The organism is Brucella oryzae (assembly GCF_041929965.1).
Lineage (GTDB): Bacteria > Pseudomonadota > Alphaproteobacteria > Rhizobiales > Rhizobiaceae > Brucella > Brucella oryzae.
The window spans coordinates 172,725-195,648 of the sequence record NZ_JBHEEO010000007.1 but is presented as its reverse complement, the minus strand read 5'-3'; the positions used below and the strand labels follow the sequence as shown (position 1 = coordinate 195,648).

Sequence of the window (22,924 nt, the reverse complement as noted above, 5' to 3'; positions counted from 1 at the left end):
TCAGTGGACCTTCAAACCCATTTCGGCGAGAAGAGCGCCAGCTTGTTCACGCGAGATTGTTGCCCCTTTGAATCTCCTGGCGTCATTGAGACGAATGCCTCCAAGATCCGCGCCGCGCAAATCAGCTCCCTCGAAACGGGCATCGACGAGATGTGCATCCCTGAGACTCGAGCCAGAAAAGAACGTCTCCCGAAAATCGCACCCGGCGAGGTCTGCCATGCTGAAATCCACCTCTTCGATCTCGACCTTGCGGAAGGAAACACCGGGAAGAACGGCCGCCGACAGGATGGTCTCCTTGAAAGCGACGGAATTGGTGCGCGCTCTGGTGAAGTCGGCGCCGGTGAGCTTGCAGCCGGTGAAGGTTGCGAGAGTAATGGTCGCCCCGCCGAATTTCCCGTTGTTGAAGTCGCATTTCTCGACGGTCGCGTCGACAAGCCTCGCTGCCGTGAAATTGATGAAGGCTCCACGGCAGCTGACGAACGCCGCCTCATCAAGAGTGGCGCCGGTGAAATTGGTATGCTTCAAAATGCAATCTTCAAATCGCCAGCCGGTCATGTCGATGTTGGAAAGGTCGGCCTCTTCAAGATCGCAATTCAGGAAACGTAGCGGTAATTTCTCGGCGGCCATCGTCGCGATTTCGGCGCGGGCCGGTGAACGGCGGTCGACTGTCCTGAACCTTGGATGGGGCTCTGATTGTATTGTCATGAGAAAGCCTGCTGGAGATTCTGGTGAGGATTTGCTACGATTATCAATATGAACATATTTATTTAAATGGAGCAAGCGTGAGCCGCGCCAAGAGAATTGACGAGAACACGATCCTCGACGCCGCAGAGGAGGTCATTCGAAAAAATGGCGCAGGCGGCTTGACCATCGAGGCCGTCGCGCGCAGAGCCGGGGTGTCAGTTGGTGGACTGCAGTATTCCTTCCGCTCAAAAGACGCCCTGATCGCCGCGATGTTCGACAGATGGGGTCGCGAATACGAAGCCGATATAGCCTCTCTGTACCCTGAGCCAATCGATGCTCTCGATGAAGTACGGCGGGATATCGTATTTGACTTCAAGCAGAGTATTGTCGCGAAGAAGAAGGCAGCCAGCATCATTGCGGCACTTTTGCAATCGCCTGAACACATGACTCGGGTGAGGAATTGGTATCAAAGCCGCCTCAGCGGCATAGACATGACGACGAAAGAGGGTCGTAGGGCACGTGTGGCCTTTTTAGCTGCTGAAGGCGCCTTCATGCTTCGGTTCATGGGTCTGCGCGAAATGGATGAAAGCGAGTGGGAGGACATCTTCGACGATGTGCTTGCGCTGCTGAGGTGATTGGCGGGCTGACCTTGCAATGCAACCCGCGACAGACTTACCGATCGCAACGCAGTTTTCACATTCTCTCTAGCAGAAAGCTGCACCACAGAGATCGCCTTTCGTTGTGACGTGGGTCGTCAGATGACCGGCCGGTTTTGGGCGGCAGCATTGGGAGCGGAACGGCCGACATGAGGTCGAAAGCCGACACGACCTTTATCGCGATAATCCCGGACGTTAGGTCAAAGTTGAATGTCGCTTTGCCGCTCAGGCAAGGGCAAAGTACCTTGGCAAAAAAGGCTGTTTTACTGCAACAGGAGTGTTGTTATCTATTTATTTTCAATAGGTTATGCCAATTGCAAAGGTAATTTATCGTGTCATTCGACAAATTTCTTCTGATGAGCGGCATGGAATCGAATGTGCGAACGCCGCGAAGTCTTCCGCTTCACGGCGTTTTCAGTTTCAGTTCCAAAATCGGTTACTGTCCGTGCGGGCCGTCCGGTCCACGCCGTCTCATGTAAACACGCGGCCCGTGATTGCCGTGGCGCCCATACCAGCCCGGACGGTCGCGCCATCCGCGGCGGTCCCAATGTCTGTCCCGATAGTACCGGCGATCGCGATGCCAATAGTCGTCACGATCATTGAGTGCAGAACCTATGGCGACACCGGCGATCAGCGGAATTCCGATCAGCGCAGCCGTTCGGCCGAAATCATCGGAATAACCGCCGGAGGTTCCCTCGCGAAATGCCAGATAGCGCGACGATGCCCAACCATAGGTCGGGCCGTAGCTGACCTGACACCAGCCATAGCCGGATGTGCAGCCGCGTACGGTTACGGGCGCGCCACTGGGGATCGACCCCAGCGTCGCATAGCGTGTTCCGGGGCCTGTGCGGATATTGAGGTTGGTGGTGGATATGGCGTTCGCCGCCTGTGCTGCGCCCGCCGCAAATACGCCCAGGGCTACAAGGGCGGCTTTGAGAGCAAGCTTCATCGGAGTTCTCCCTGAACTGTCTTTATTGCACATGAAACGATCTCGATGAGCGAAAGTTCCAATCAGGGCAGGCAGGCCGAAGGTATCCAAAAGTAAAAAGCGCCGGAAAAACCGACGCTTTCGATGATCCTTGCAGAGTGCCGGGACTATCGTCTGCAGCGAGCAACATACATGCGTCCGTGACGGTCGCGATACTGGCAATTACCGTTGCGCAGTTCGCGCACCAGCAGGCCACCCAGCGCACCCGCACCCGCACCGATAAGCGCTCCGCGTCCACCGCCGGCAATACCGCCGATGATGGCACCTGCGCCGGTGCCGATGGAAATATCCTTTTCCGTGGTCGTGCAGCCCGTTATCGCGAGCAAAGCAACCAACCCAAGTGCTACTTTCCGCATCCCTGTCTCCTCCTGAGAAAAATCACATTAAGCTTAAACGGTTGATTTCGCGTTCGGTTGCGTTGCAGCCAGCCGCCGCGTGCGAAAAAGATCACAGGCAGAAACTGCGTCAGTGGCGACGATGGCGCAGGATGACTGCAATGGCCAGGCCAGCCAGTCCAAATGCGATAACGCCTTGCAGAATGAATACCCAGTTCATCATAATGTCGTCCTCTGGCACTTACCCCCGTTGAGGGGGGCGTACGATTTTGGCTTTACCTAGCGCATTTTGATCCGATGGGAAATGCATCTCGTCAGATTAGGGCTAGGCCTATGAAATGATTAAATTTATTTAATGACAGCATTCACTTGGCGTTCACATTGGCGGGCGCATTGTCCTCACATCGAACAAAACAGAGGAAGCCGATATGAAGCCGATCGTTATTGCTCTTACTGCCTTTTCCTTTCTCGCAGCACCAGCTGCAATGGCCCAACCCTATCCGTCGCATCACGGTAAGCCGTCTTACAGCCAGATGCACAAGGGAGGCCCGAAATATGATGCGCGCAAGTATGATAATCGCCGTCACCAAAGCTGGAAGAAGGGCAATCGCCTGCCGCCGAACTATCGCGGTCATGTCGTAAAAAATTATTCGAGCTACAGGCTGCGCAAGCCGCCGCGGGGCTATCACTGGGTCAAGGTCAACAATGATTACATGTTGATCGGCATTGCGACCGGCATCATTTCGTCCATCGTGGCGGGCCGGTAAGCCATTCATGGGAACAATGAAAAGGCGGCCACTGGCCGCCTCAGATTGATTACAAACCCCTCGATTTTTGGAAGCAGTCAAAAACGAGGGGCTTTGATTCCGATTTGTTCACGTTCTGAATCTGGGACGTTCCGTGAATCTGAGGTCATTTTGACCCTGCCGGAGGTTTGTCAGCAGTCTGAGGCGGCCACTGGCCGCCTTTTTGTGTGCAGTTCAGTTCTGGGGGCCGAAATATTTGGCTTTCAGCTTGGCGATTGTCTCACTTTCATGGGCGCTGATGATCGCGACTGTCGCGGGTTTGACCAGTTCGCTATGACGCGGAAAGGCAAAACCATATTTGTCGGGGCTGAATATATTGCCGACCAGATCGACGGGCTGGTCGGCATTTTGATGGGCGTAATATTCCAGAACGGGTCCGTCGCCGACGATTGCCGCAATTTCATCGTTGAGGAGCGCGCTTACGGCTTCGGGCATATGGTCGAAAGGAACTGTCGCGATGGAGCGGGACTTCAGAAATTGCTCCGAGACGCTGCCCGCACGTACGCCAACGGATTTCCCCTGCAGGTCGGAAAGGTTCGAAATGTTGTTGTCGATATGCGCAATGGTCATGACGCTTGTAATCGATGAGGTCACATAGGCGATGATCGCAATGCCGAACACCATCCAGAACGTCTGCCAGATGCGCCCCACCCAGCCGAACAGATTCTTTCGCGAAGTTTTGCCTGAGGTCGCAACCGAGACCACATGGTAGAAGCTCTCTGCCAATCCCTCGCGCCAGCGCTTTGGAAAACCTTCATCAAAACGCCTGTCGAAGATTGTCAGCAGTAAAGTGGCGGCAACGAGGATAGCCAGAATCCAGGCATAAGTCGCAAGATGCCCGGCATCATCAAGGCGAGTGATAAGGTCGTCCCAGCCGTTGCCTGCTTCGGTATGCACCATGATGCGCAAGCCTGCGTCAAACCATGGATGAGTGAAATCGACGATCTCGGCGCGCTGTTCCGTGATCGTCATATTTGTAACGGCGACTTCGACCTTGCCTTCGGAGACGGCTTTTACCAGCTCGGTATAGTTCGGATATTCCACATATTGCGACACCAGGTTCATGCGCGTGGCGATATCCTGCCAGATATCGATTGCCATGCCGGAGTAAGAACTGCCTTGTTTGTTGACGAATGGTTCGCTGACATAGACGCCGACCTGTACGGATCCCGGTGTTTGCTGAGCATATGAGACCGACGAAACTACTACCAAAAGTAGAGTTAGGAGATGTCTACGTAAGTTTTGATTGATAAGTTTTTCCACTGATATTAACGACAAAGCATGTCCCCGCATATTTCCAGCACTCAATACATTGAGTGTATATCCTATATTTATTTATATTAAAATTTACTTCCAAAAATACCAAGTCATGGTGAGGAATATTATTATTAGTAAATGCTAATGTAGACTTGGAACCGAATGCCTGCCTTTTCAGTTATTGCGGCTAACAGGCCGAATATTCCAAGACGGCTGAAGAGGGGTTCATGGAGAGTATCGACAAGCCGGATTCTGCGGTACGTTCTGTCACGATGGCACCGCCACGCCTGCCGACTTTGGCGGCAATGGCTGTGGCCGTTGCCATTCTTTATTTTGCAAAAGACGTTTTCCTGCCGCTTGCCATAGCGGTGTTGCTGACATTCGCGCTGGCGCCCATTGTCGCCTTTTTCCGCAGGGCCGGCCTTCCGCGTTTGGTCGCGGTGATTACAAGTGTCGCTGGCGGCTTTCTGATCATGGCGGTCTTCAGCGCCGTGGTTGCCTTTCAGGTATCCGAAGTTGGGCAGAATATATCGATCTATCAGTACAACATCATCGAGAAGATCAGGACGCTCAAGGAAGCCGGCTCCGATAACAGCTTCTTTGATCGGCTCAACAGTTTTGTCGAGCGCATCGGCACCGAAATAAACCGGCCGGAACAGAAGACGCAGGCCTTACCCTCGGAGCAACCGGAAGAAAAACCGCTTCTCGTTCAGATATTCTCGCCGCGCCATCCGGTTGAAACGCTCAGGAGCATCATCGAGCCACTCATCGGTCCGCTGGCGACGACGGGGCTTGTGGTCGTCGTCGTGATTTTCATGCTGCTTGAACGGGAGGAGTTGCGGGATCGCTTCATAAGGCTTGTCGGCTATGGCGATCTTCACCGCACGACCGAAGCCCTGCAGGACGCAGGAAAACGGGTTGGCCAATATCTGCTGACGCAGCTTGTGGTGAATATCACCTATGGCGTGCCTCTCGCCCTGGGACTCTGGATTTTGGGTATTCCCAATGCGGCCCTATGGGGAATGCTGGCGATTGTCCTGCGGTTCGTCCCCTATATCGGCCCGGTCATCGCGGCGATCCTGCCGCTGTTTCTCGCCTTTGCGGTTGCTCCCGGCTGGGATCTGCTCCTATGGACGATCGGGCTCTTCATCATCATCGAGCTTCTTATAAACAATGTGATCGAGCCATGGCTTTATGGATCACGTACCGGGCTTTCACCGCTTGCGATCATCGTCTCGGCTATTTTCTGGACATGGCTCTGGGGACCGGTGGGCCTTGTTCTGTCGACGCCCTTGACGGTCTGCCTCGTGGTGCTGGGGCGTCATGTGCCGCAGTTCGAATTTCTGGAAATTCTGTTCGGCAACGAGCCTGTGCTTGATCCCAAGGAACGCCTTTATCAGCGTCTGCTGGCTGGCGACCCGGACGAAGCCACCGACAATGCCGAGGAAATGCTGGAACAAAAATATCTGGTCGAATTCTATGGTTCGGTCGCCATTCCGGCGCTTTTGATGGCGGAGCAGGATCGCCTCCGTGGCGTGCTGACCCAGCCGCAATTGCAGATCGTTGCAGAAAGCACGAAGACGCTGGTGGCCAATCTGGAGCAGATTGCGAGCGAGGAAGAGGGCGATGGTGAAGATATAGCGATTGAAAATCCGGACGGCGATGAGGATGCGTCCGATCTGGAACTTCCATCTGGAGAAGGCCGGTCGCTTCTGACGTTTGGTGGCCGAAAAGGGCTTGATGACACGGCGGCCAATATGCTGGCACAGGTGCTGGCCGTGCAGGGAGCTTCAGCAGAAGCTGTCGCGCATGATGCGCTCAATCCTGCCAATCTCAGGACGCTGGATCTTTCCGGCAGGGATACGCTGATGATCTGCTTTCTGGACCAGCAGGCAGCGCGTCACGCCCGGTTTGCCGTGCGTCGGCTACGGCGGCTAAGGTCCTCCCTGCGCATCGGGGTGGTGCTATGGCATGATCCGAACGAAGCGAGATCTGTCGACCGGGAAGCGCTGCGGGAAGAAATGCAGGCGGATTTCGTCGCCTGCACCATGATAGAGGCCGTTGTGGAAGGACTTTCCGAAAGAGAACCGAAACCCCTGAAAACGGCAAAAAAGACGGTTCGAGCGCGGTCACGCAAGATGACCGCTGCAAAACCGGCTTAGATCGCTGCGAAGCCTTTTTCGAGATCGGCAATCAGGTCCGCCACGTCTTCCAGACCAATCTGGAGCCGGATCACCGGCCCCGGATAGTCGCCCTTGGCAACGGTCCGGTCATTGAGGCGGACATGAACCGCGAGGCTTTCATAGCCGCCCCAGGAATAGCCAAGGCCGAAAATCTCCAGCGCATCGAGGAAGGCATGGGCTTCCTTTTGCCCGCCGCCTGCAAGCACGATGGAGAAAATGCCCGACGAGCCGGAAAAATCCCGCTTCCAGATTTCATGGCCGGGATGGCTTTCCAGTGCGGGATGCAGAACGCGGTCAACAGCCGGATGGCTTTCAAGCCAGCGGGCGATTTCCAGCGCACTTTTGCGGTGATGTTCCAGCCGCACGCCCATGGTGCGCATGCCGCGCAGGATCTGGTAGGTGTCGTCAGCCGAGGTGCACAGGCCGAGCGTTCCATGCGTTTCCAGAAGCTGCGGCCAGCATTTCTCATTGGCCGAAACCGTGCCGAACAGGATATCCGAATGGCCGGACGGATATTTGGTGGAGGCATGGATGCTGATGTCCACGCCGAAATCGAGCGCCTTGAAGTAAAGCGGCGTCGCCCAGGTATTGTCCATCATGACGATGGCGCCGCCCTTATGCGCTTCTTCAACGATGGCCGGAATGTCCTGCATCTCGAATGTATTTGACGCCGGTGATTCCGTGAACACGACCTTGGTATTCGGGCGCATCAGCGTCGCGATGCCGGCACCGATTTCGGGATCATAATACTCGACCTCCACGCCCATGCGCTTGAGGATCGTATCGGCAAAATGCCGGGTCGGATTGTAGATCGAATCAACAAACAGCACATGATCGCCGGGCGACAGGAAGGCGAGAAGCGGAACAGTAACCGCTGCTAGTCCTGACGGCACGCAAACCGTGCCCGCCGAACCTTCCAGCGCATCGATGGCTGCGCACAGCGCATCGCTGGTTGGCGTGCCGCGCGTGCCATAGGTGTATTTCTGGTTGCCGGTCGCCATCGTTTCCGCATCGGGGAAAAGCACGGTCGAGGCGCGGACAACCGGCGGATTGACGAAACCATGATAATCGCGCGGCTGATAACCGTCGTGAGCGAGCCGTGTGTTTATGCCCAGCTTCCCCGCCTTGTCCTGCTGCGTCTTGCCCTGCTGCTTAGTCACGAAAATGCCTCCAGACCATGTTGCATGCTATCCCACTGATTCTCGTCCGCCGATTCTCGCCCGCCGCTTCTCGAAAGAGAGGATTCTGCCGGGTCGCATCAAGATCGGCTGCGGCAAAAAGATCTGCGATTCCGTTTGCGGCGGAAACTTTGAATACTTGGATAGGATGTGCGCGTTTCGGATGCAACCTCGCGTGCAATTCATTGTGTAAGATGCGTTTGAAAGGATATCTCTGTTATGACGGCGCCAGATACGGGTAGCATTTTTCTTTATCCCATTCGCGCTGCGCTGGAACTTCTTCAAGCTCTTATACGACCGGCTTATAAGGGCGCGCCGTCCTCATGGACGCTAGAAATGACCGCAATCGTCGTGCTTATGCCTTTCATCATTCTCGTGCTGCATCTGTGGGATGCCGACATTATCCGCATCACCGTGCCGAGCACCAGTTTCATCATGGAATTTCTGCGTGCGGTCACGGACGCGATTCGCACTGTCGTCTGGCTGGCAATCGGCATTGTCGTGTGGCTCGTCACAGCGATATTGCTCTCTCCAAAATTGCGTGGCAGCGCCGCGTCATGGCTCGTGAAGCTTCACAGCTGGGCAACGCTCGTGCTGGCCTCGATCGTTGTCGCAAGCATTCCGGTCGAAATCGGCAAACTCGCCATAGGCCGCGCGCGCCCGTTTCTTCTCGATGACGTGGGAGCGGCTTATTTCTCGCCTTTCAAGGGGCAATTCCTCTATGAAAGCTTCCCATCCGGCCATTCCATGATGGCTGGCATCATGATGGTGTCGCTTTGGATATTCCTGCCGCGCTGGCGCATCCTGACAGTCCTCATCTGCATTCTCTTCGGGATCAGCAGGCTTGCCGCCGGCGCGCATTATCCGACCGACGTTGTCGCGGGGCTGACGATCGGTTTCGTCGCGACCTGGTGGGTTGCCCGCTACATGGCGACGCGAAATATTATTTTTTCTTTGGATGAAGAAAGCACGATGCCGCATATCTGATTTCCATCACAGGTTGTCTTCAGGCATGCGCATCTGGAATGGCTATAATCTATAGATAATTGTATTTATTGGGTTATATTCATATTTTTTGTTCAGTAGCTTCACTGGAGTCGCATAGGATAGTCGCTACCCAGAAATCGGGAAACCGTGTAAATTTTCAAATATTTCTCCCTCATCTTTTTTGAAAGCCTGTTCACCAGACTGCGTTATTGCCTTGACCAACGGCAAATTTTCGCCTTCGATAAGATCCGTGAAGGCGACAGGTTTGTCACTGTGCTCAAAAATAAAAATCGAAGACCGGAATCGGTCTCGGGCGGGGACAATCTGTTGTAGGGCATGGGCTTGGGAGGTCACGCGGATTTTCCAACGGGTTTATGCAAAAATAAAGCAACAAGAGGCGCTGCGAGCCGACGGTCCAGCGTTCTCCAGGGAACAAAAAGGTTGCAGGCCAGATGAAAAAAACTCTTATGACGGGTGTATTGGGTGCGGCGGCGCTGTTTGGCGTCGCTTCGGGAGCATCCGCGGACACGCTTTCCGATGTGAAAGCGAAAGGTTTTCTCCAATGCGGTGTTAACACGGGCCTGCTGGGCTTTTCTTCGCCCAACGACAAGGGTGAATGGTCCGGTTTCGACGTTGATTATTGCCGCGCAGTGGCTTCTGCCATTTTCGGCGATCCGACCAAGGTGAAGTTCACGCCGCTGAACGCCAAGGAGCGTTTCACGGCCCTTCAGTCGGGTGAGGTGGACGTCCTGATCCGTAACACGACCTGGACCATCAGCCGCGACACTGCGCTCGGTCTCGATTTTGCCGGCGTCAATTATTATGACGGCCAGGGCTTCATGATCAATTCGAAGAAGCTGTCGGGCATCAATTCCGCATTGCAGCTTTCCGGCGCTTCTATCTGCGTTCAGGCCGGTACGACGACCGAGCTGAACATGGCCGACTATTTCCGCGCCAATAAGATGGAATATAATCCGGTTGTCTTCGAGAAGATCGAAGAGGCGAATGCCGCTTACGATTCCGGCCGTTGCGACGCCTATACGACCGACCAGTCCAGCCTCTACGGGGTTCGTCTGGCGCTTGCCAATCCGGACGATCACGTCATCCTGCCGGAAATCATCTCCAAGGAGCCGTTCGGCCTGACCGTCCGTCAGGGCGACTCCAAGTGGACAGACGTCGTTCGCTGGACGCATAATGCGCTGCTCAACGCCGAGGAATACGGCATTACGCAGGCCAATGTCGAAGAGATGAAGAAGTCCGACAACCCGGACATCAAGCGCCTCCTCGGTGTGGAAGCAGACACCAAGATCGGCACTGATCTCGGACTCGACAATGACTGGGTGGTGAAGATCATCAAGGGTGTCGGCAATTACGGTGAAATCTTCGAGCGCAATATCGGCGCCGGCAGCCCACTCAAGATTGCACGTGGCATCAATGCCCAGTGGAACAAGGGCGGCCTGCAATATGGCATCCCTGTGCGCTAACGGGCCTTACTCTCGAGACTGATCGTCAGGCGGGTGCAGCACAGCACCCGCCGGATTTGTCGGCTCTGCAGTTTGTCCGTTTGCTGTTGGTCCCGCATCGTGCGGGTATTTGAATGCTGACAAGCTGTTTTTGGAATTCAACCGCGTCGTGCAGGCCCGCAAGCTCGATATGAGCCTGAACAGAGGACTGCAGGACCGAACGGTTCGGCATTCGATGCCTCGATTTCAGGAATTGCTCCGCAAGCGCGGGTCGGCCTTTCCCGATCGACATCGATGCAGCCAGCCGAGAGGCACAGGAAACATATGGCTTCCTATTCTGCAACTGAACGTCGCCAGGACAGCGGCGGAACTTCGCTCCTGTACGATCCGCGGATTCGCGGCATCTTCTATCAGGTCCTTGTCTTTGGCGTGGTCATTGGAGCAATCTACTGGGTCGTCGGCAACACGATCACCAATCTGCAACGCGCAAATATTGCGTCCGGCTTCGGTTTCCTCAACGGGCGCGCCGGGTTTGATATCAGCCAGACGCTTATTCAGTACAACAGCGATTCGAACTATGGCCGGGCCTTTCTGGTCGGCCTGGTGAATACGCTTTACGTGGCTGCACTCGGTGTCGTGACGGCTTCAATCATCGGATTTCTTGTCGGTATCGGGCGTCTTTCGCGCAACTGGCTGATCCGCAAGATCTGCACGGTCTATGTGGAAATCTTTCGCAACATTCCGCCGCTGCTCGTCATCTTCTTCTGGTATTTCGGCGTTCTGTCGGTCCTGCCGCAGGCACGCGACAGTTTCGCCCTTCCGCTTGGCACCTATCTCAACAATCGCGGCTTCTTCATGCCATCCCCTATCTGGGGCGAGGGGGCTTGGCTTCTGCCGGTGGCGCTTCTCGTCGGCATCGTGGCCTCCGTCGTTGTCGCGCGCTGGGCAAAACGCCGCCAGATGGCAACCGGCCAGTCTTTTCACACGATACGCGTGTCCGCCGCCCTGATTATCGGCCTGCCGATACTGGCGCTGATCGCGACCGGCTTTCCGATTTCGTTTGACTCGCCGAAGCTCGGAACCTTCAATCTGGCGGGCGGGACACAGATCAAGCCGGAATTTCTGGCGCTGTTTCTGGCACTGTCTTTCTATACGGCTTCCTTCATCGCCGAAACGGTTCGCGCCGGTGTTCTCGGTGTCAACAAAGGGCAGACCGAAGCGGCTTATGCGGTTGGTCTGCGTCCCGGCCAGACGATGCGTCTCATCATCGTGCCGCAGGCGCTGCGCATCATCATTCCGCCGCTCTCGAGCCAGTATCTCAACCTTATCAAGAACTCGTCGCTCGCCATTGCCATCGGCTATCCTGATCTTGTCGCCGTCGGCGGCACGATCCTCAACCAGACCGGTCAATCGGTCGAAGTCGTGGCGATCTGGATGGTGATCTACCTGGGTATCAGCCTGATCGTTTCCGGCCTGATGAACTGGTTCAACGCCAAGATGGCGCTGGTGGAGAGGTGACAATGGAAAACGCAGAGCTCCAATATGTCCGCGCGCAGATGGTGGAAGGCGAAGCGCCACCGCGCTCCGTGCAGGGCATTTCGCACTGGCTGCGCGTCAACCTGTTCGCAACGCCTGTTGACGCGGCACTGACCATTCTCGGCCTGTTGGCCGTGGCATGGTTCCTTCCGCCGATCATCGAGTGGCTGTTCTTCAAGGCCGTGTGGACCGGTGCGGATCGCACGGCCTGCCTGACCGTCGCACAGGGCGGTGCGCAACCGGAAGGCTGGTCGGGTGCCTGCTGGGCATTCGTGAACGCGAAATATGAGCAGTTCCTCTATGGCCGCTATCCGATTTCCGAACGCTGGCGTGTCAATCTGACGGCGCTTATCTTCGTCGTCCTGCTCGTGCCGCTTATGATCCCGAAGGTTCCGAACAAGGCTCTCAATGCGATCCTGTTCTTCTTCGTGTTCCCGATTGTCGCCTTCTTCCTGCTGGTCGGCGGCTGGTTCGGTCTTCCCTTTGTGGAAACGCCGCTCTGGGGTGGGCTGCTGGTCACGCTTGTTCTGTCCTTTGTCGGTATCGCCGTGTCGCTGCCGCTTGGTATCGTGCTGGCACTCGGGCGCCGTTCGAAGCTGCCTGTCATCAAGACCTTCTCGATCATCTTCATCGAGATGGTGCGTGGGGTTCCGCTGGTGACGGTGCTGTTCATGGCCAGCGTGATGCTGCCGCTGTTCCTGCCGCCGGGCGTAACATTCGACAAGCTGTTGCGTGCGCTCATCGGCGTGGCGCTTTTTGCTTCGGCCTATATGGCGGAAGTGGTGCGCGGCGGTCTTCAGGCCATTCCTCGCGGGCAATATGAGGGTGCGGATGCACTCGGCCTCAGCTACTGGCAGAAGACGGGCCTCATCATTCTGCCGCAAGCGCTGAAGCTCGTCATCCCGGGTATAGTCAATACTTTCATCGGGCTCTTCAAGGATACGAGCCTTGTCTACATCATCGGCATGTTCGATCTGCTGGGCATCGTCCGTCAGAACTTTTCCGATGCCAATTGGGCTTCTCCACAGACGCCTGCCACCGGTCTGATCTTTGCTGGCTTCGTTTTCTGGATTTTCTGTTTCGCTATGTCGCGATACTCTATATTCATGGAACGACGGCTCGACACGGGTCATAAACGATAAGAATAAAGGGAATAATGGAAATGAGTGCACAAAGCGCCCTCCCGCAATCCGAGCTCGGAGTGGATGTCGACCGTTCGAAGATGCAGGTTTCCAAAACCGATGTCGCCATCGAAATCACCAATATGCATAAGTGGTATGGTGAGTTTCACGTCCTGCGGGACATTAATCTGAAGGTTATGCGCGGCGAGCGCATCGTTGTGGCCGGGCCGTCGGGCTCGGGCAAATCGACCATGATCCGCTGCATCAACCGTCTGGAAGAACACCAGAAGGGCAAGATTGTTGTCGACAACATCGAACTGACCAATGACCTCAAGAAGATTGACGAAGTGCGCCGTGAAGTCGGCATGGTGTTCCAGCACTTCAACCTTTTCCCGCATCTGACCATTCTGGAAAACTGCACACTTGCGCCGATATGGGTTCGCAAGATGCCGAAGAAGAAGGCAGAAGAAATCGCCATGCATTATCTGGACCGCGTGAAGATTCCGGAACAGGCCAACAAATATCCGGGCCAGCTTTCGGGTGGTCAGCAGCAGCGTGTGGCGATTGCCCGTGCACTGTGCATGAACCCGAAGGTCATGCTGTTCGACGAGCCGACCTCGGCTCTCGATCCGGAAATGGTGAAGGAAGTTCTGGACACGATGGTGAGCCTTGCTGCCGAAGGCATGACCATGATCTGCGTGACGCACGAAATGGGCTTTGCCCGTCAGGTTGCCAATCGTGTGATCTTCATGGATCAGGGCCAGATTGTAGAGCAGAACTCGCCGGATCAGTTCTTCGACAATCCGCAGCACGAGCGCACCAAGCTGTTCCTCAGCCAGATTCTCCACTGATCCGCTTTAAACCTGAAATCAAAACACCCGCTCGGTATTTTCCGGCGGGTGTTTTTGTGAGGCGAGGGGCATTGTGACGAATTTTCAATGGATCGAAGAGCTTCCAGCCGAACGGTATCGCGAATTCCATGCGTTCTATTGCAACGAATGGTGGACGAAAGAACGTACGCTTGATGACGTTACGCATATGCTCGGCCATTGCGATTTGCTTCTCTTCTGCCTCGACGCAAAAGGCCAGATTGCAGGCTTCGCTCGTGTCCTGAGCGACTTCACCTTCAAGGCGCTGATTTTCGATGTGATTGTATCGGAACAGCATCGGGGGCAGGGGCTGGGGCAAGCCCTTGTCGAACGCATTCTCAGTCATGAAAAGCTGAAGCGCGTGAAAAGCTTCGAGCTTTATTGCCCGGAACGGCTTGTGCCCTTCTACGAAAAGCTGGGCTTCGTGAAGGGCACATCCTCGCTGCTTTTCAACCAGCCTTAATCTTCCACAAACCGGCGCAGGCGCTGGAGAGCATCCTCCCACTGGCTGGAAACAGTTGTGAGATAGGCGCGGGCATCGACAAGGGGGGCAGGGTGCAGGCGAAACCTGCTCTCCCGTCCGACCTTTTCGCGTTCGACCAGTTTTGCCTGTTCCAGCACGGACAGATGCTTGGTGACTGCCTGCCGGGTGATGCTGCCATTTTGCGACAGCACCACAATCGAACGGCTTTCGCCATCGCTCAAGGTTTCGATGAGCGCCAGTCGGGTCGGGTCGGCCAGCGCTGCAAAAACCATGGACATATCCGTGCCGGTCATCGCTGGCCTATCGTTCATTTTCGACGTGTCTTTTGATGTTGCCGACCTGCTCCTCCCAGCCGCCGTCATTCATTCGCAACGCCAGCGGGCGGCGTTCGGCAGGCAAGGCATCGAAACCGCTTTCGATCACCGTCAGCCGCGTTCCGGTCTCGACCGTTTCCAGTTTGAATTCCACCAGTGTCGGCGGTTCCTTGGAATAGTCGATGCTTCGGTCTATGGCATAGGGATGCCATGTAAAGGCAAAATAGCTCGGCGCCTTCATTTCCTTGATGAAGGATTCCCACGGCTCGTGCTCGAAACCGGGATAGGTGATGTGGCCGGTCGAACGGGTGCCAACAATGAATGGTCCGTCGAGCTTCACCTGAAACCAGCTTCCAAATTCTTCATGATCGGTAAGGGCGCGCCATACGCGGTCAATCCCTGCACGAATGTCGACCGTCTTCACGATGCGGTCAGTATTGCTTGCAACGGTCATGATATGCATCCTCCGTAATTGGCAACTTAATGGTTGCCAATATAGAGCAGCTGCAAAAATACGCAACTAAAAAGTTGCATAATTTACTCGGGCAGCGGAGCCTTGTCGGGAAGCGGGAACAATGTCACGAATTTTTCCGCCAGGGCACGGTCGCCTATGACCTTGAGAACATTGGCGTTTTCCAGCACTGAAAGGGGTTGCCCACCATAGATGGCTGCGGCCAGCATGCGCGGCGAACTTTCAAAATGGAGATCGTATTGCTGCGCTGTGCCGCGTTCTATCTGGATCCCGTCATCGTCCAGCCGCGCGGTGAAATCTTCTCCGTCCAGACGGAGACCGATCACGGCCTGCATACCGAGAGCCCTGTCATGATCCATCATGGTTCGCAGTGAAAGCAGGAAGGAAGTGGTTGAAATCGGCAGGTTGGGATCGTGTTTTGGCGAACGTGCCGCCCAGCGGCCGAGCGCCTGAAGGATGGGTTCGCTCTCATAGCCCCATTCGGTCAGTTCATAGACCTGCACCGATGCCGGAGGGGGAAGTTTTGTCTTGCGAAGAATGCCAGCTTCTTCCAGTCCTTCGAGCCTCTGTGTGAGAACATTTGCACTCACACCCGGCAGATCAGCCCGCAGATCGCTGAAGCGTTTGGGGCCGAACATCAATTCGCGCATGACCAGAAGAGACCAGCGTTCCCCAATCAAATCAAGGGCATGAGCCGCAGCGCAGGCGTCGTCATAACTGCGTTTGGCAGCCGATTTTCCCGGTTTGGTTATTTTTTCTAACGTCATAGTTGCTAATTATAACTTATATGCCATTATGTACAAGCGAACTTTGAGTTCTTCCGATGCCAATTGCGTGAATTGTTTCGCGTCGGAAGGCTCGATCATCGAACACATGACGGGCCTGAGACACATGGCTCGACCTTATCGCCGGGGGAGCCGGGCAGGCGATGGATAATCGTAAAGTAAGATCGGGTCACTTGGCCCGCCAACGGAGGAAATCCTATGCCGAAAATGATTTTCGTGAACCTGCCAGTGAAGAATGTTGAGAAGTCGACCAGCTTCTATGAAGCCATCGGCGCGACCAAAAACCCCATGTTCTCGGATGAAACGGCTTCCGGCATGGTCATTTCGGATACGATCCACGTGATGATCCTTGACCACGACAAGTTCAGCCAGTTCACGCCAAAGAAGATTGCCGATGCCAACACGGTCAGCGAAGTGCTGATCTGTCTGTCTGCGGAAAGCAAGGCTGAAGTCGATACCACTGTGGAGAAGGCGGTAAACGCTGGCGGCAAGGCCGATCCAGGTCCGAAACAGGATTACGGCTTCATGTATGGACGCAGCTTTGAAGATCTCGACGGCCATATTTGGGAGATTATGTGGATGGATATGGAAGAAGCCAAAAAGGTCATGGGCTAGTGGCGAGGTAAGACAAAGGAGAAGAAAATGTCAGGACTGACAATCTGTCTCTGGTTCGACGGACAGGCTGAAGAAGCCGCGAACCACTATGTCTCGATCTTCCGCGCCTGCGGAAGACCGGCTTCAATTGACGGCGCTATCCGTTTCAAGCACGGCCACGGGCAGAACGAGGATCAGCCGGTCGTCGTGAACTTCACGCTCGATGGGCAGGCGATATCCGGTCTGAATGGCGGACCGACCTTCAAGTTTTCCCCGGCGGTCTCGCTCTTCGTCCAATGCAGGGATCAGGCGGAACTGGATATGTTCTGGGAAAAGCTGATGGAGGGCGGTGCGCCGATGGAATGCGGCTGGCTGACGGACAAATATGGCTTTTCGTGGCAGGTGGTCCCGCAAATGGTGCTGGATATCCTGCAGAACGGCTCCGCCGAACAGCGCCAGCGCGTAGCCGATGCCGTTATGAAGATGGTCAAGCTCGACGTGGCGACGCTCGAAGCAGCGCGTGACGCAGCTTAATCCTGCATGGCCGCAATGGCGTCATAGCCGTAAAGCCAGTCCAGATCCTTCAGGAAACTTTCCGGGCTGCGTATGGCGAAGAGCGTGTTGCGGCCAAGCGCGAAAATGCCGGTGGCATGATAGGCGAACCTGTTCAACTGACCGCGCTTGGCGACCGCCGCGAGCCGCGCCTTGCGGACGGTATCGAAGCGCCTCAACCCTGCTTCGGGGTCGTTGTTGTCCAACGCTTCGGCAAGGGCCGCCGCGTCCTCGATTGCCATGGCAGCGCCCTGCGCCGCAAAAGGTGTGACCGCGTGCGATGCGTCGCCCAGAAAGATCATCCGATCCGGCCCTGCGAATTGGGCGTCTGCCATTTCGAAAAGCGGCCAATAGGTCCATGCATCGGTCGCTGCCAGAAGATCACGAACCGGAGCGCCCCAATCCGCATAGATGGAGCGCAAATGTGCCGGATCGCCGGTTCTGGACCATACTTCGCCGGGATTCTCGCCCGTCGTGATGGCGACGAAATTGAAGAAATTGCCGCCCTTGACCGGATAGGCGATGAAATGCGCCTTGTTGCCGAGCCAGGCGGAGACAGCTTTGCGCTCCGGCATCGCGTTCAGGAAAGAGGAGGGCAGGGCATCGGCGCCAAGGGTTGTCCGCCAGGCAATATGGCCGCTGAACCGGGCGTTGCTGATGCCTGCCTTTGACCGTTCCGCCGACCAGACGCCATCGCAGGCGATCAGATAGGCTCCTTCGACAGATTCTTCAAAATTGCCGTGGCGGATAGTGGCCGCAACGGTCCCGTTTTCGACGCGATGATTTGTGATTTCAGCGCCGAGGCTGATGTCGATGCCGGGCTCTTCACGGCAGGCATCAAGCAGGGCGGATTGCAGGTCGGCGCGATGGCAAACGACGTAAGCATGGTGCCAGCGCTGACGAGCCTTGTCACCGAGCTTCATTTCCATCAGCGGACGCGCTTTACGCCCATCCATGAGGTAGAGCGCTTCCGGTGTTACGGCTTGGGAAGAAAGACGGTCGGCAACGCCGAGCCGTTCCAGATGGCGCATTGCATTGGGAGCAAGTTGCAACCCTGCGCCGACTTCCGAAAGGGTCTCGGCCTTTTCGACAAGCCGGACATTCCAGCCGCGTGCTGCCAGCTCCAGTGCTGCCGACAGGCCGGCAACTCCGGCCCCGGCAATCAATATGCGCCCTTTGCTCATGTCGATGAGATCATCCGGCATTCAGCCCCGTCGTGAGACTGCCCGGATTAAGCGGCCTTATCAGCAGGTGCTTCGTAAACGCAGCCAGCCGGAACGGTTTCGTCGGCATGAAGCTTGGCGTTGTAGCGATAGAGGGTCGAGCAATACGGGCAAACGACTTCATTTTCATCGCCCATGTCGAGAAACACATGCGGATGATCGAAGGGCGGGTTTGCACCAACGCACATGAATTCCTTCACGCCGATTTCGATGGCAGCATGGCCGGCGTCGTTCTGAAAGTGAGGAATGATGTGATCGGACATAACATGCTCCGGTTCTGGTCGATGGCGGTATGAGCATGATCCTGAACCGTATGCCGGGCAAGATCATGCATAGACATTGGCATGCCTGTACCGCGAAAGTCTTGTTTCCGGAAGCGTTTTCATCAATTCTGAGGACATTTCAAGCTAATTGCTATCAAACTGTCATATGGCAGCCATAGGCTTATAGCGTATCCCGAAAAGTGCGAAGCGGTTTTCGGAATCAGATGCGCGGAAAAGAAATAGATGGAGCCGGAATGTTCCGGCGGAAGTCGGGACAGGAAAAATGAGCGAAAACAGCGTTATGGCGAGCGAAACCCCCAGCGCACTCCAAGGCGGAACACACGAGATGACAGCCGGACTAGCCCCTAACCCAACCGTCGTTCCCGACATGGACATAGCCCCTGACGTTCACAAAGCTTTGAACGGCGAGCTGATGCAAAGCGCCGGCCGCTTCGTCAATCGCGAATTTTCCTGGCTGCAATTCAACCGGCGCGTTCTCGAGGAGGCCGCGAATATGCGCCAGCCCTTGCTCGAACGCCTGCGTTTCCTGTCCATCTCCGCCGCCAATCTCGATGAATTCTTTATGGTCCGCATTGCCGGTCTCGCCGCCCAGGTGCGCGCCGGTGTGGCACTGCGCAGTGCCGATGGACGCACACCGCAGGAACAGCTGGATTTCGTTCTCGATGAAGTAGGGCGCCTGCAGGAAGAACAGCAGCAGCGCCTGCGTGCACTGCGCGAGGAACTGGAACAGGAAAGCATCGAGATTGTTCGTCCGTCCGCGCTTTCAAAACCGGAAAAGGAATGGCTTGAAAACCATTTTCTCGAAACGATTTTCCCGGTTCTGACGCCACTCTCCATCGATCCGGCGCATCCGTTCCCGTTCATTCCGAACCTCGGATTCTCCATTGCCTTGCAGCTTGCGCGGCGTGCCGATAATCATCCGATGACGGCGCTGCTGCGCATTCCGGTTGCGTTGAAGCGCTTTATCCAACTGCCGACGGACCAGCAGAACGTTTACCGCTTCATCACCATCGAGGACGCAGTGAGCCTGTTCATCGGACGGCTGTTCCCCGGTTATGAAGTGCGCGGCGCCGGAACGTTCCGCATCATCCGCGACAGCGATATCGAAGTGGAAGAAGAGGCGGAAGACCTCGTTCGCCTGTTTGAGACGGCGCTGAAACGACGCCGCCGCGGTCAGGTGATCCGCATCGAGTTTGACGGAGAAATGCCGGAAGCGCTGCGCGTCTTCGTGGCGACGGAACTTGGCGTTTCGGAAAACCGTATCAGCGTGCATGAGGGCCTTCTGGCGCTCAACATGATTTCGGAGATCGTTTCAATCCCGCGCGATGACCTGAAATTCGTATCCTACAATCCGCGTTTCCCGGAACGTATTCGCGAGCATGGCGGCGATTGCTTTGCAGCGATTCGCGAAAAGGACATCGTGGTCCATCATCCGTACGAATCCTTCGATGTGGTGGTGCAGTTCCTGCGGCAGGCAGCAGCCGATCCGGACGTGCTGGCAATCAAGCAGACCCTCTACCGCACCTCCAATGACAGCCCGATCGTGCGCGCGCTGGTCGATGCCGCCGAAGCCGGAAAATCCGTGACGGCTCTGGTCGAACTCAAGGCGCGTTTCGACGAGGAAGCGAACATTCGCTGGGCTCGCGATCTGGAACGCGCGGGCGTTCAGGTGGTGTTTGGCTTTATCGAGTTGAAAACGCACGCAAAAATGTCGCTGGTGGTGCGCCGTGAAGACCAGAAGCTGCGTTCCTATGTGCATCTTGGCACCGGCAATTATCACCCGATTACCGCGCGCATCTATACCGATCTGTCCTTCTTCACGTCGGATGCGGATATTGCCCGCGACGTAGCGCATATCTTCAATTTCATCACCGGCTATGCGCAGCCCGCCGAGGAGATGAAGATCGCGATTTCACCCTTTACGCTGCGCGCGCGCATCCTCAAGCACATCGAGGATGAGATCGCCCATGCGAAGGCCGGAAAACCGGCAGCGATCTGGATGAAGATGAATGCGCTGGTCGATCCACAGATTATTGACGCGCTCTATATGGCAAGCCAGGCGGGCGTGCAGATCGATCTCGTCGTGCGTGGCATCTGCTGCCTGCGTCCGGGCGTTCCGGGGCTATCGGACAATATTCGCGCCAAGTCGATTGTCGGGCGTTTTCTGGAGCATAGCCGTATTTTCTGCTTCGGAAACGGTAATGACCTGCCTTCCGACAAGGCGATCGTCTATATCGGTTCCGCCGACATGATGCCGCGCAATCTCGATCGCCGTGTGGAGACCCTCGTTCCGATCACAAATGCCACAGTGCACCAGCAAATCCTGTCGCAAATCATGTTTGCCAACATAATTGATAACCAGCAGAGCTATCAGCTACTTGCGGACGGCACCTCTCGCCGGATAGAAAAAGAAGAAGGAGAGGAAGCTTTCAACGCGCAGGAATATTTCATGACCAATCCTAGCCTGTCGGGTCGCGGAAAGTCGCTGAAGTCTTCGGCCCCCCGCCTTATCGCGCATCGCAAGCGCGCGCAGGCGGAAAGAAAAACGACTGCATGAGTCCAGCTGTAGCACAAGGCCGCCTTAAAGGGCTCAAGCCCGTCGCGGTCATCGACATTGGCTCGAACTCGATCCGTGTCGTCATCTATGAAGGCATCGTCCGTTCGCCGACGGTGCTTTTCAATGAAAAGATTCTCTGCGGCCTCGGAAAAGGCCTCGCGAAGACCGGCAAGCTCAACGAGAAATCCGTCGAGGCGGCGCTTCGTGCGCTGAAACGGTTTCGCGCTCTGGCCGAACAGGCCGGAGCGGTTTCCATCCACGCGCTGGCAACCGCGGCGGCACGAGAGGCGAAAAACGGGCCAGACTTCATCGCACAGGCGGAGGCCATTCTCGGCCGCCATATCGAAGTCCTGTCCGGCAAGGAAGAAGCCTATTATTCAGCATTTGGCATCATCTCCGGTTTCTACAAGCCGAAGGGCATAACGGGCGACCTTGGCGGCGGCAGTCTGGAACTGATAGCCGTGGACGACCATGAGGTGGGCGAGGGGATCACCCTGCCGCTGGGTGGCCTGCGTCTGCAGGATATGTCTGACGGGCGATTGCCGGAAGCGGTCAAGATTGCACGTACGGAACTGGCAAAGGCAAAGCTGCTGCAAGCCCATCAGGGCCAGGTTTTCTATGCGGTCGGCGGTACCTGGCGTAACCTTGCCAAGCTGCATATGACGGCGAAGAACTATCCGCTGCATGTCATGCACGGCTATGAGATAAACCCGGTGGAAGCGCAAAGCTTCCTCAAGCGTGTTGCCAAGGGCAATCTGGATACGATGCGCGGCATCGAGGCGGTTTCGAAAAACCGCCGCCAGCTTTTGTCTTACGGTGCTACGGTGCTGCTCGAAACGATCCGCCTGATGAAGCCTTCGAAGATCGTTTTCTCCGCCCTCGGCGTGCGTGAAGGTTATCTTTATTCCCTTCTGCCCAAGAACGAACAGCGGCTCGATCCGCTGCTGGCGTCGGCAGATGAACTGTCCATCCTGCGCTCACGCTCACCGCGCCATGCCCGCGAACTGGCAAGCTGGACGACCTTATCCTTGCCTGTTCTCGGTTTTGATGAAACCGAGGACGAGGCGCGCTACAGGCAAGCTGCATGCCTTGTGGCCGATATAAGCTGGCGCGCGCACCCCGACTATCGCGGCTCGCAGGCGCTGAACATCATTGCCCATGGCTCGTTCGGCGGTATCGACCATGCCGGACGCTCCTTCATGGCGCTTGCCAACTATTATCGCCACGAAGGGCTGATCGAGGACGAGATTGCACCGGAAATCATGCAGCTTGCCACGCCGCGTCTGCGTGAAAGAGCGAAGCTGCTCGGAGCCTTGCTGCGCGTGGTGTATCTTCTGTCGGCGTCGATGCCGGGCGTTATCCCGCGTCTTGTCTGGCGCGAGGAGGAAACCGGCATTGCACTGGTTGTTCCCGGCGATCTTGCAGATCTGATTTCGGATCGCCCCGAAGGCCGCTTGCAGCAGCTTTCCAAACTGACCGGAAAGAACATCTATTTCGCGGTTGGCGATGCGGCCATTGAGGGGACACGGGAATAAGGCAGTAAGTGAGTAGGGCAGTAAGGCAGTATGTGAACGTCTGTGTTAAACATACTGCCTT

24 protein-coding genes are annotated in these 22,924 nt (G+C 56.0%); 13 read left to right on the top strand and 11 right to left on the bottom strand.

Features of this window, described 5'->3' with window-relative positions; translation table 11 throughout:
- Positions 1–705, bottom strand: coding sequence for a pentapeptide repeat-containing protein (locus JNC70_RS09935; RefSeq protein ID WP_104753926.1), 705 nt, complete (start codon positions 703–705; stop codon positions 1–3).
- A 23-nt stretch (positions 706–728) separates the two neighbouring features.
- On the opposite strand from JNC70_RS09935, the gene JNC70_RS09930 reads away from it, so the two are divergent.
- On the top strand, positions 729–1,319 hold the full coding sequence (locus tag JNC70_RS09930) for a TetR/AcrR family transcriptional regulator (protein ID WP_374788585.1): 591 nt from the start codon (positions 729–731) through the stop codon (positions 1,317–1,319).
- 457 nt (positions 1,320–1,776) lie between these two features.
- Here JNC70_RS09930 and JNC70_RS09925 read toward each other — a convergent pair whose 3' ends face one another.
- The gene (locus JNC70_RS09925) at positions 1,777–2,289 is read right to left on the bottom strand and encodes an SH3 domain-containing protein (protein ID WP_104753927.1); all 513 of its coding nucleotides are present in this window, start codon (positions 2,287–2,289) and stop codon (positions 1,777–1,779) included.
- A 146-nt stretch (positions 2,290–2,435) separates the two neighbouring features.
- Complete coding sequence (locus tag JNC70_RS09920; protein ID WP_012092366.1) at positions 2,436–2,684, bottom strand: YMGG-like glycine zipper-containing protein; 249 nt, start codon at positions 2,682–2,684, stop codon at positions 2,436–2,438.
- 407 nt (positions 2,685–3,091) lie between these two features.
- On the opposite strand from JNC70_RS09920, the gene JNC70_RS09915 reads away from it, so the two are divergent.
- On the top strand, positions 3,092–3,430 hold the full coding sequence (locus JNC70_RS09915) for an RcnB family protein (RefSeq protein ID WP_104753928.1): 339 nt from the start codon (positions 3,092–3,094) through the stop codon (positions 3,428–3,430).
- Between the two features lie 213 nt (positions 3,431–3,643).
- On the opposite strand, the gene JNC70_RS09910 is transcribed toward JNC70_RS09915, so the two are convergent.
- The gene (locus JNC70_RS09910; protein ID WP_342587822.1) at positions 3,644–4,570 is read right to left on the bottom strand and encodes a transporter substrate-binding domain-containing protein; all 927 of its coding nucleotides are present in this window, start codon (positions 4,568–4,570) and stop codon (positions 3,644–3,646) included.
- 383 nt (positions 4,571–4,953) lie between these two features.
- Between JNC70_RS09910 and JNC70_RS09905 the strand changes: the two genes are divergently transcribed.
- Positions 4,954–6,888, top strand: coding sequence for an AI-2E family transporter (locus tag JNC70_RS09905; RefSeq protein WP_104753930.1), 1,935 nt, complete (start codon positions 4,954–4,956; stop codon positions 6,886–6,888).
- On the opposite strand, the gene JNC70_RS09900 is transcribed toward JNC70_RS09905, so the two are convergent.
- On the bottom strand, positions 6,885–8,069 hold the full coding sequence (locus tag JNC70_RS09900; protein WP_104753931.1) for a cystathionine beta-lyase: 1,185 nt from the start codon (positions 8,067–8,069) through the stop codon (positions 6,885–6,887). The genes JNC70_RS09905 and JNC70_RS09900 overlap by 4 nt on opposite strands.
- Positions 8,070–8,306: 237 nt before the next feature.
- On the opposite strand from JNC70_RS09900, the gene lpxE reads away from it, so the two are divergent.
- Positions 8,307–9,074 (top strand): lipid A 1-phosphatase LpxE, encoded by a 768-nt coding sequence (gene lpxE, locus JNC70_RS09895; protein ID WP_104753932.1) that lies wholly within the window; start codon positions 8,307–8,309, stop codon positions 9,072–9,074.
- A gap of 126 nt (positions 9,075–9,200) precedes the next feature.
- Here lpxE and JNC70_RS09890 read toward each other — a convergent pair whose 3' ends face one another.
- Positions 9,201–9,428, bottom strand: coding sequence for a hypothetical protein (locus JNC70_RS09890; RefSeq protein ID WP_104753933.1), 228 nt, complete (start codon positions 9,426–9,428; stop codon positions 9,201–9,203).
- A 98-nt stretch (positions 9,429–9,526) separates the two neighbouring features.
- On the opposite strand from JNC70_RS09890, the gene JNC70_RS09885 reads away from it, so the two are divergent.
- The 5 genes from JNC70_RS09885 (at position 9,527) to JNC70_RS09865 (ending at position 14,526) form a co-directional block, all read left to right on the top strand.
- Positions 9,527–10,558: an amino acid ABC transporter substrate-binding protein gene (locus JNC70_RS09885; protein WP_104753934.1), complete on the top strand. Its 1,032-nt coding sequence runs from the start codon at positions 9,527–9,529 to the stop codon at positions 10,556–10,558.
- Between the two features lie 303 nt (positions 10,559–10,861).
- Positions 10,862–12,055 (top strand): amino acid ABC transporter permease, encoded by a 1,194-nt coding sequence (locus tag JNC70_RS09880; protein ID WP_104753935.1) that lies wholly within the window; start codon positions 10,862–10,864, stop codon positions 12,053–12,055.
- Positions 12,056–12,057: 2 nt separating this feature from the next.
- On the top strand, positions 12,058–13,215 hold the full coding sequence (locus tag JNC70_RS09875; protein WP_104753936.1) for an amino acid ABC transporter permease: 1,158 nt from the start codon (positions 12,058–12,060) through the stop codon (positions 13,213–13,215).
- Positions 13,216–13,235: 20 nt separating this feature from the next.
- Positions 13,236–14,045 (top strand): amino acid ABC transporter ATP-binding protein, encoded by an 810-nt coding sequence (locus JNC70_RS09870; RefSeq protein ID WP_104753937.1) that lies wholly within the window; start codon positions 13,236–13,238, stop codon positions 14,043–14,045.
- A 73-nt stretch (positions 14,046–14,118) separates the two neighbouring features.
- Positions 14,119–14,526, top strand: coding sequence for a GNAT family N-acetyltransferase (locus JNC70_RS09865; protein WP_104753938.1), 408 nt, complete (start codon positions 14,119–14,121; stop codon positions 14,524–14,526).
- On the opposite strand, the gene JNC70_RS09860 is transcribed toward JNC70_RS09865, so the two are convergent.
- The 3 genes from JNC70_RS09860 to JNC70_RS09850 form a co-directional block, all read right to left on the bottom strand.
- Complete coding sequence (locus JNC70_RS09860) at positions 14,523–14,840, bottom strand: ArsR/SmtB family transcription factor (RefSeq protein ID WP_104754104.1); 318 nt, start codon at positions 14,838–14,840, stop codon at positions 14,523–14,525. The genes JNC70_RS09865 and JNC70_RS09860 overlap by 4 nt on opposite strands.
- A 7-nt stretch (positions 14,841–14,847) precedes the next feature.
- The gene (locus JNC70_RS09855) at positions 14,848–15,315 is read right to left on the bottom strand and encodes an SRPBCC family protein (RefSeq protein ID WP_104753939.1); all 468 of its coding nucleotides are present in this window, start codon (positions 15,313–15,315) and stop codon (positions 14,848–14,850) included.
- Between the two features lie 83 nt (positions 15,316–15,398).
- Positions 15,399–16,100 (bottom strand): winged helix-turn-helix transcriptional regulator, encoded by a 702-nt coding sequence (locus JNC70_RS09850; protein WP_104753940.1) that lies wholly within the window; start codon positions 16,098–16,100, stop codon positions 15,399–15,401.
- A gap of 216 nt (positions 16,101–16,316) precedes the next feature.
- Between JNC70_RS09850 and JNC70_RS09845 the strand changes: the two genes are divergently transcribed.
- Both JNC70_RS09845 and JNC70_RS09840 read left to right on the top strand, forming a co-directional pair.
- Positions 16,317–16,733, top strand: a complete 417-nt coding sequence (locus JNC70_RS09845) for a VOC family protein (RefSeq protein WP_104753941.1) — start codon at positions 16,317–16,319, stop codon at positions 16,731–16,733.
- Positions 16,734–16,760: 27 nt separating this feature from the next.
- Complete coding sequence (locus JNC70_RS09840) at positions 16,761–17,246, top strand: VOC family protein (RefSeq protein ID WP_104753942.1); 486 nt, start codon at positions 16,761–16,763, stop codon at positions 17,244–17,246.
- On the opposite strand, the gene JNC70_RS09835 is transcribed toward JNC70_RS09840, so the two are convergent.
- Both JNC70_RS09835 and JNC70_RS09830 read right to left on the bottom strand, forming a co-directional pair.
- Positions 17,243–18,448: an FAD-binding protein gene (locus tag JNC70_RS09835; RefSeq protein WP_104754105.1), complete on the bottom strand. Its 1,206-nt coding sequence runs from the start codon at positions 18,446–18,448 to the stop codon at positions 17,243–17,245. The two genes, JNC70_RS09840 and JNC70_RS09835, sit on opposite strands and share 4 nt — an antisense overlap.
- Before the next feature lie 47 nt (positions 18,449–18,495).
- Positions 18,496–18,750 (bottom strand): zinc-finger domain-containing protein, encoded by a 255-nt coding sequence (locus JNC70_RS09830; protein ID WP_104753943.1) that lies wholly within the window; start codon positions 18,748–18,750, stop codon positions 18,496–18,498.
- A gap of 346 nt (positions 18,751–19,096) precedes the next feature.
- Here JNC70_RS09830 and JNC70_RS09825 point away from each other — a divergent pair, with 346 nt between their 5' ends.
- Positions 19,097–21,328 (top strand): RNA degradosome polyphosphate kinase, encoded by a 2,232-nt coding sequence (locus JNC70_RS09825; RefSeq protein ID WP_245414696.1) that lies wholly within the window; start codon positions 19,097–19,099, stop codon positions 21,326–21,328.
- Positions 21,325–22,863 (top strand): exopolyphosphatase, encoded by a 1,539-nt coding sequence (ppx, locus tag JNC70_RS09820; protein ID WP_104753945.1) that lies wholly within the window; start codon positions 21,325–21,327, stop codon positions 22,861–22,863. The genes JNC70_RS09825 and ppx overlap by 4 nt, the downstream gene beginning before the upstream one ends.
- Positions 22,864–22,924 lie beyond the last annotated feature (61 nt).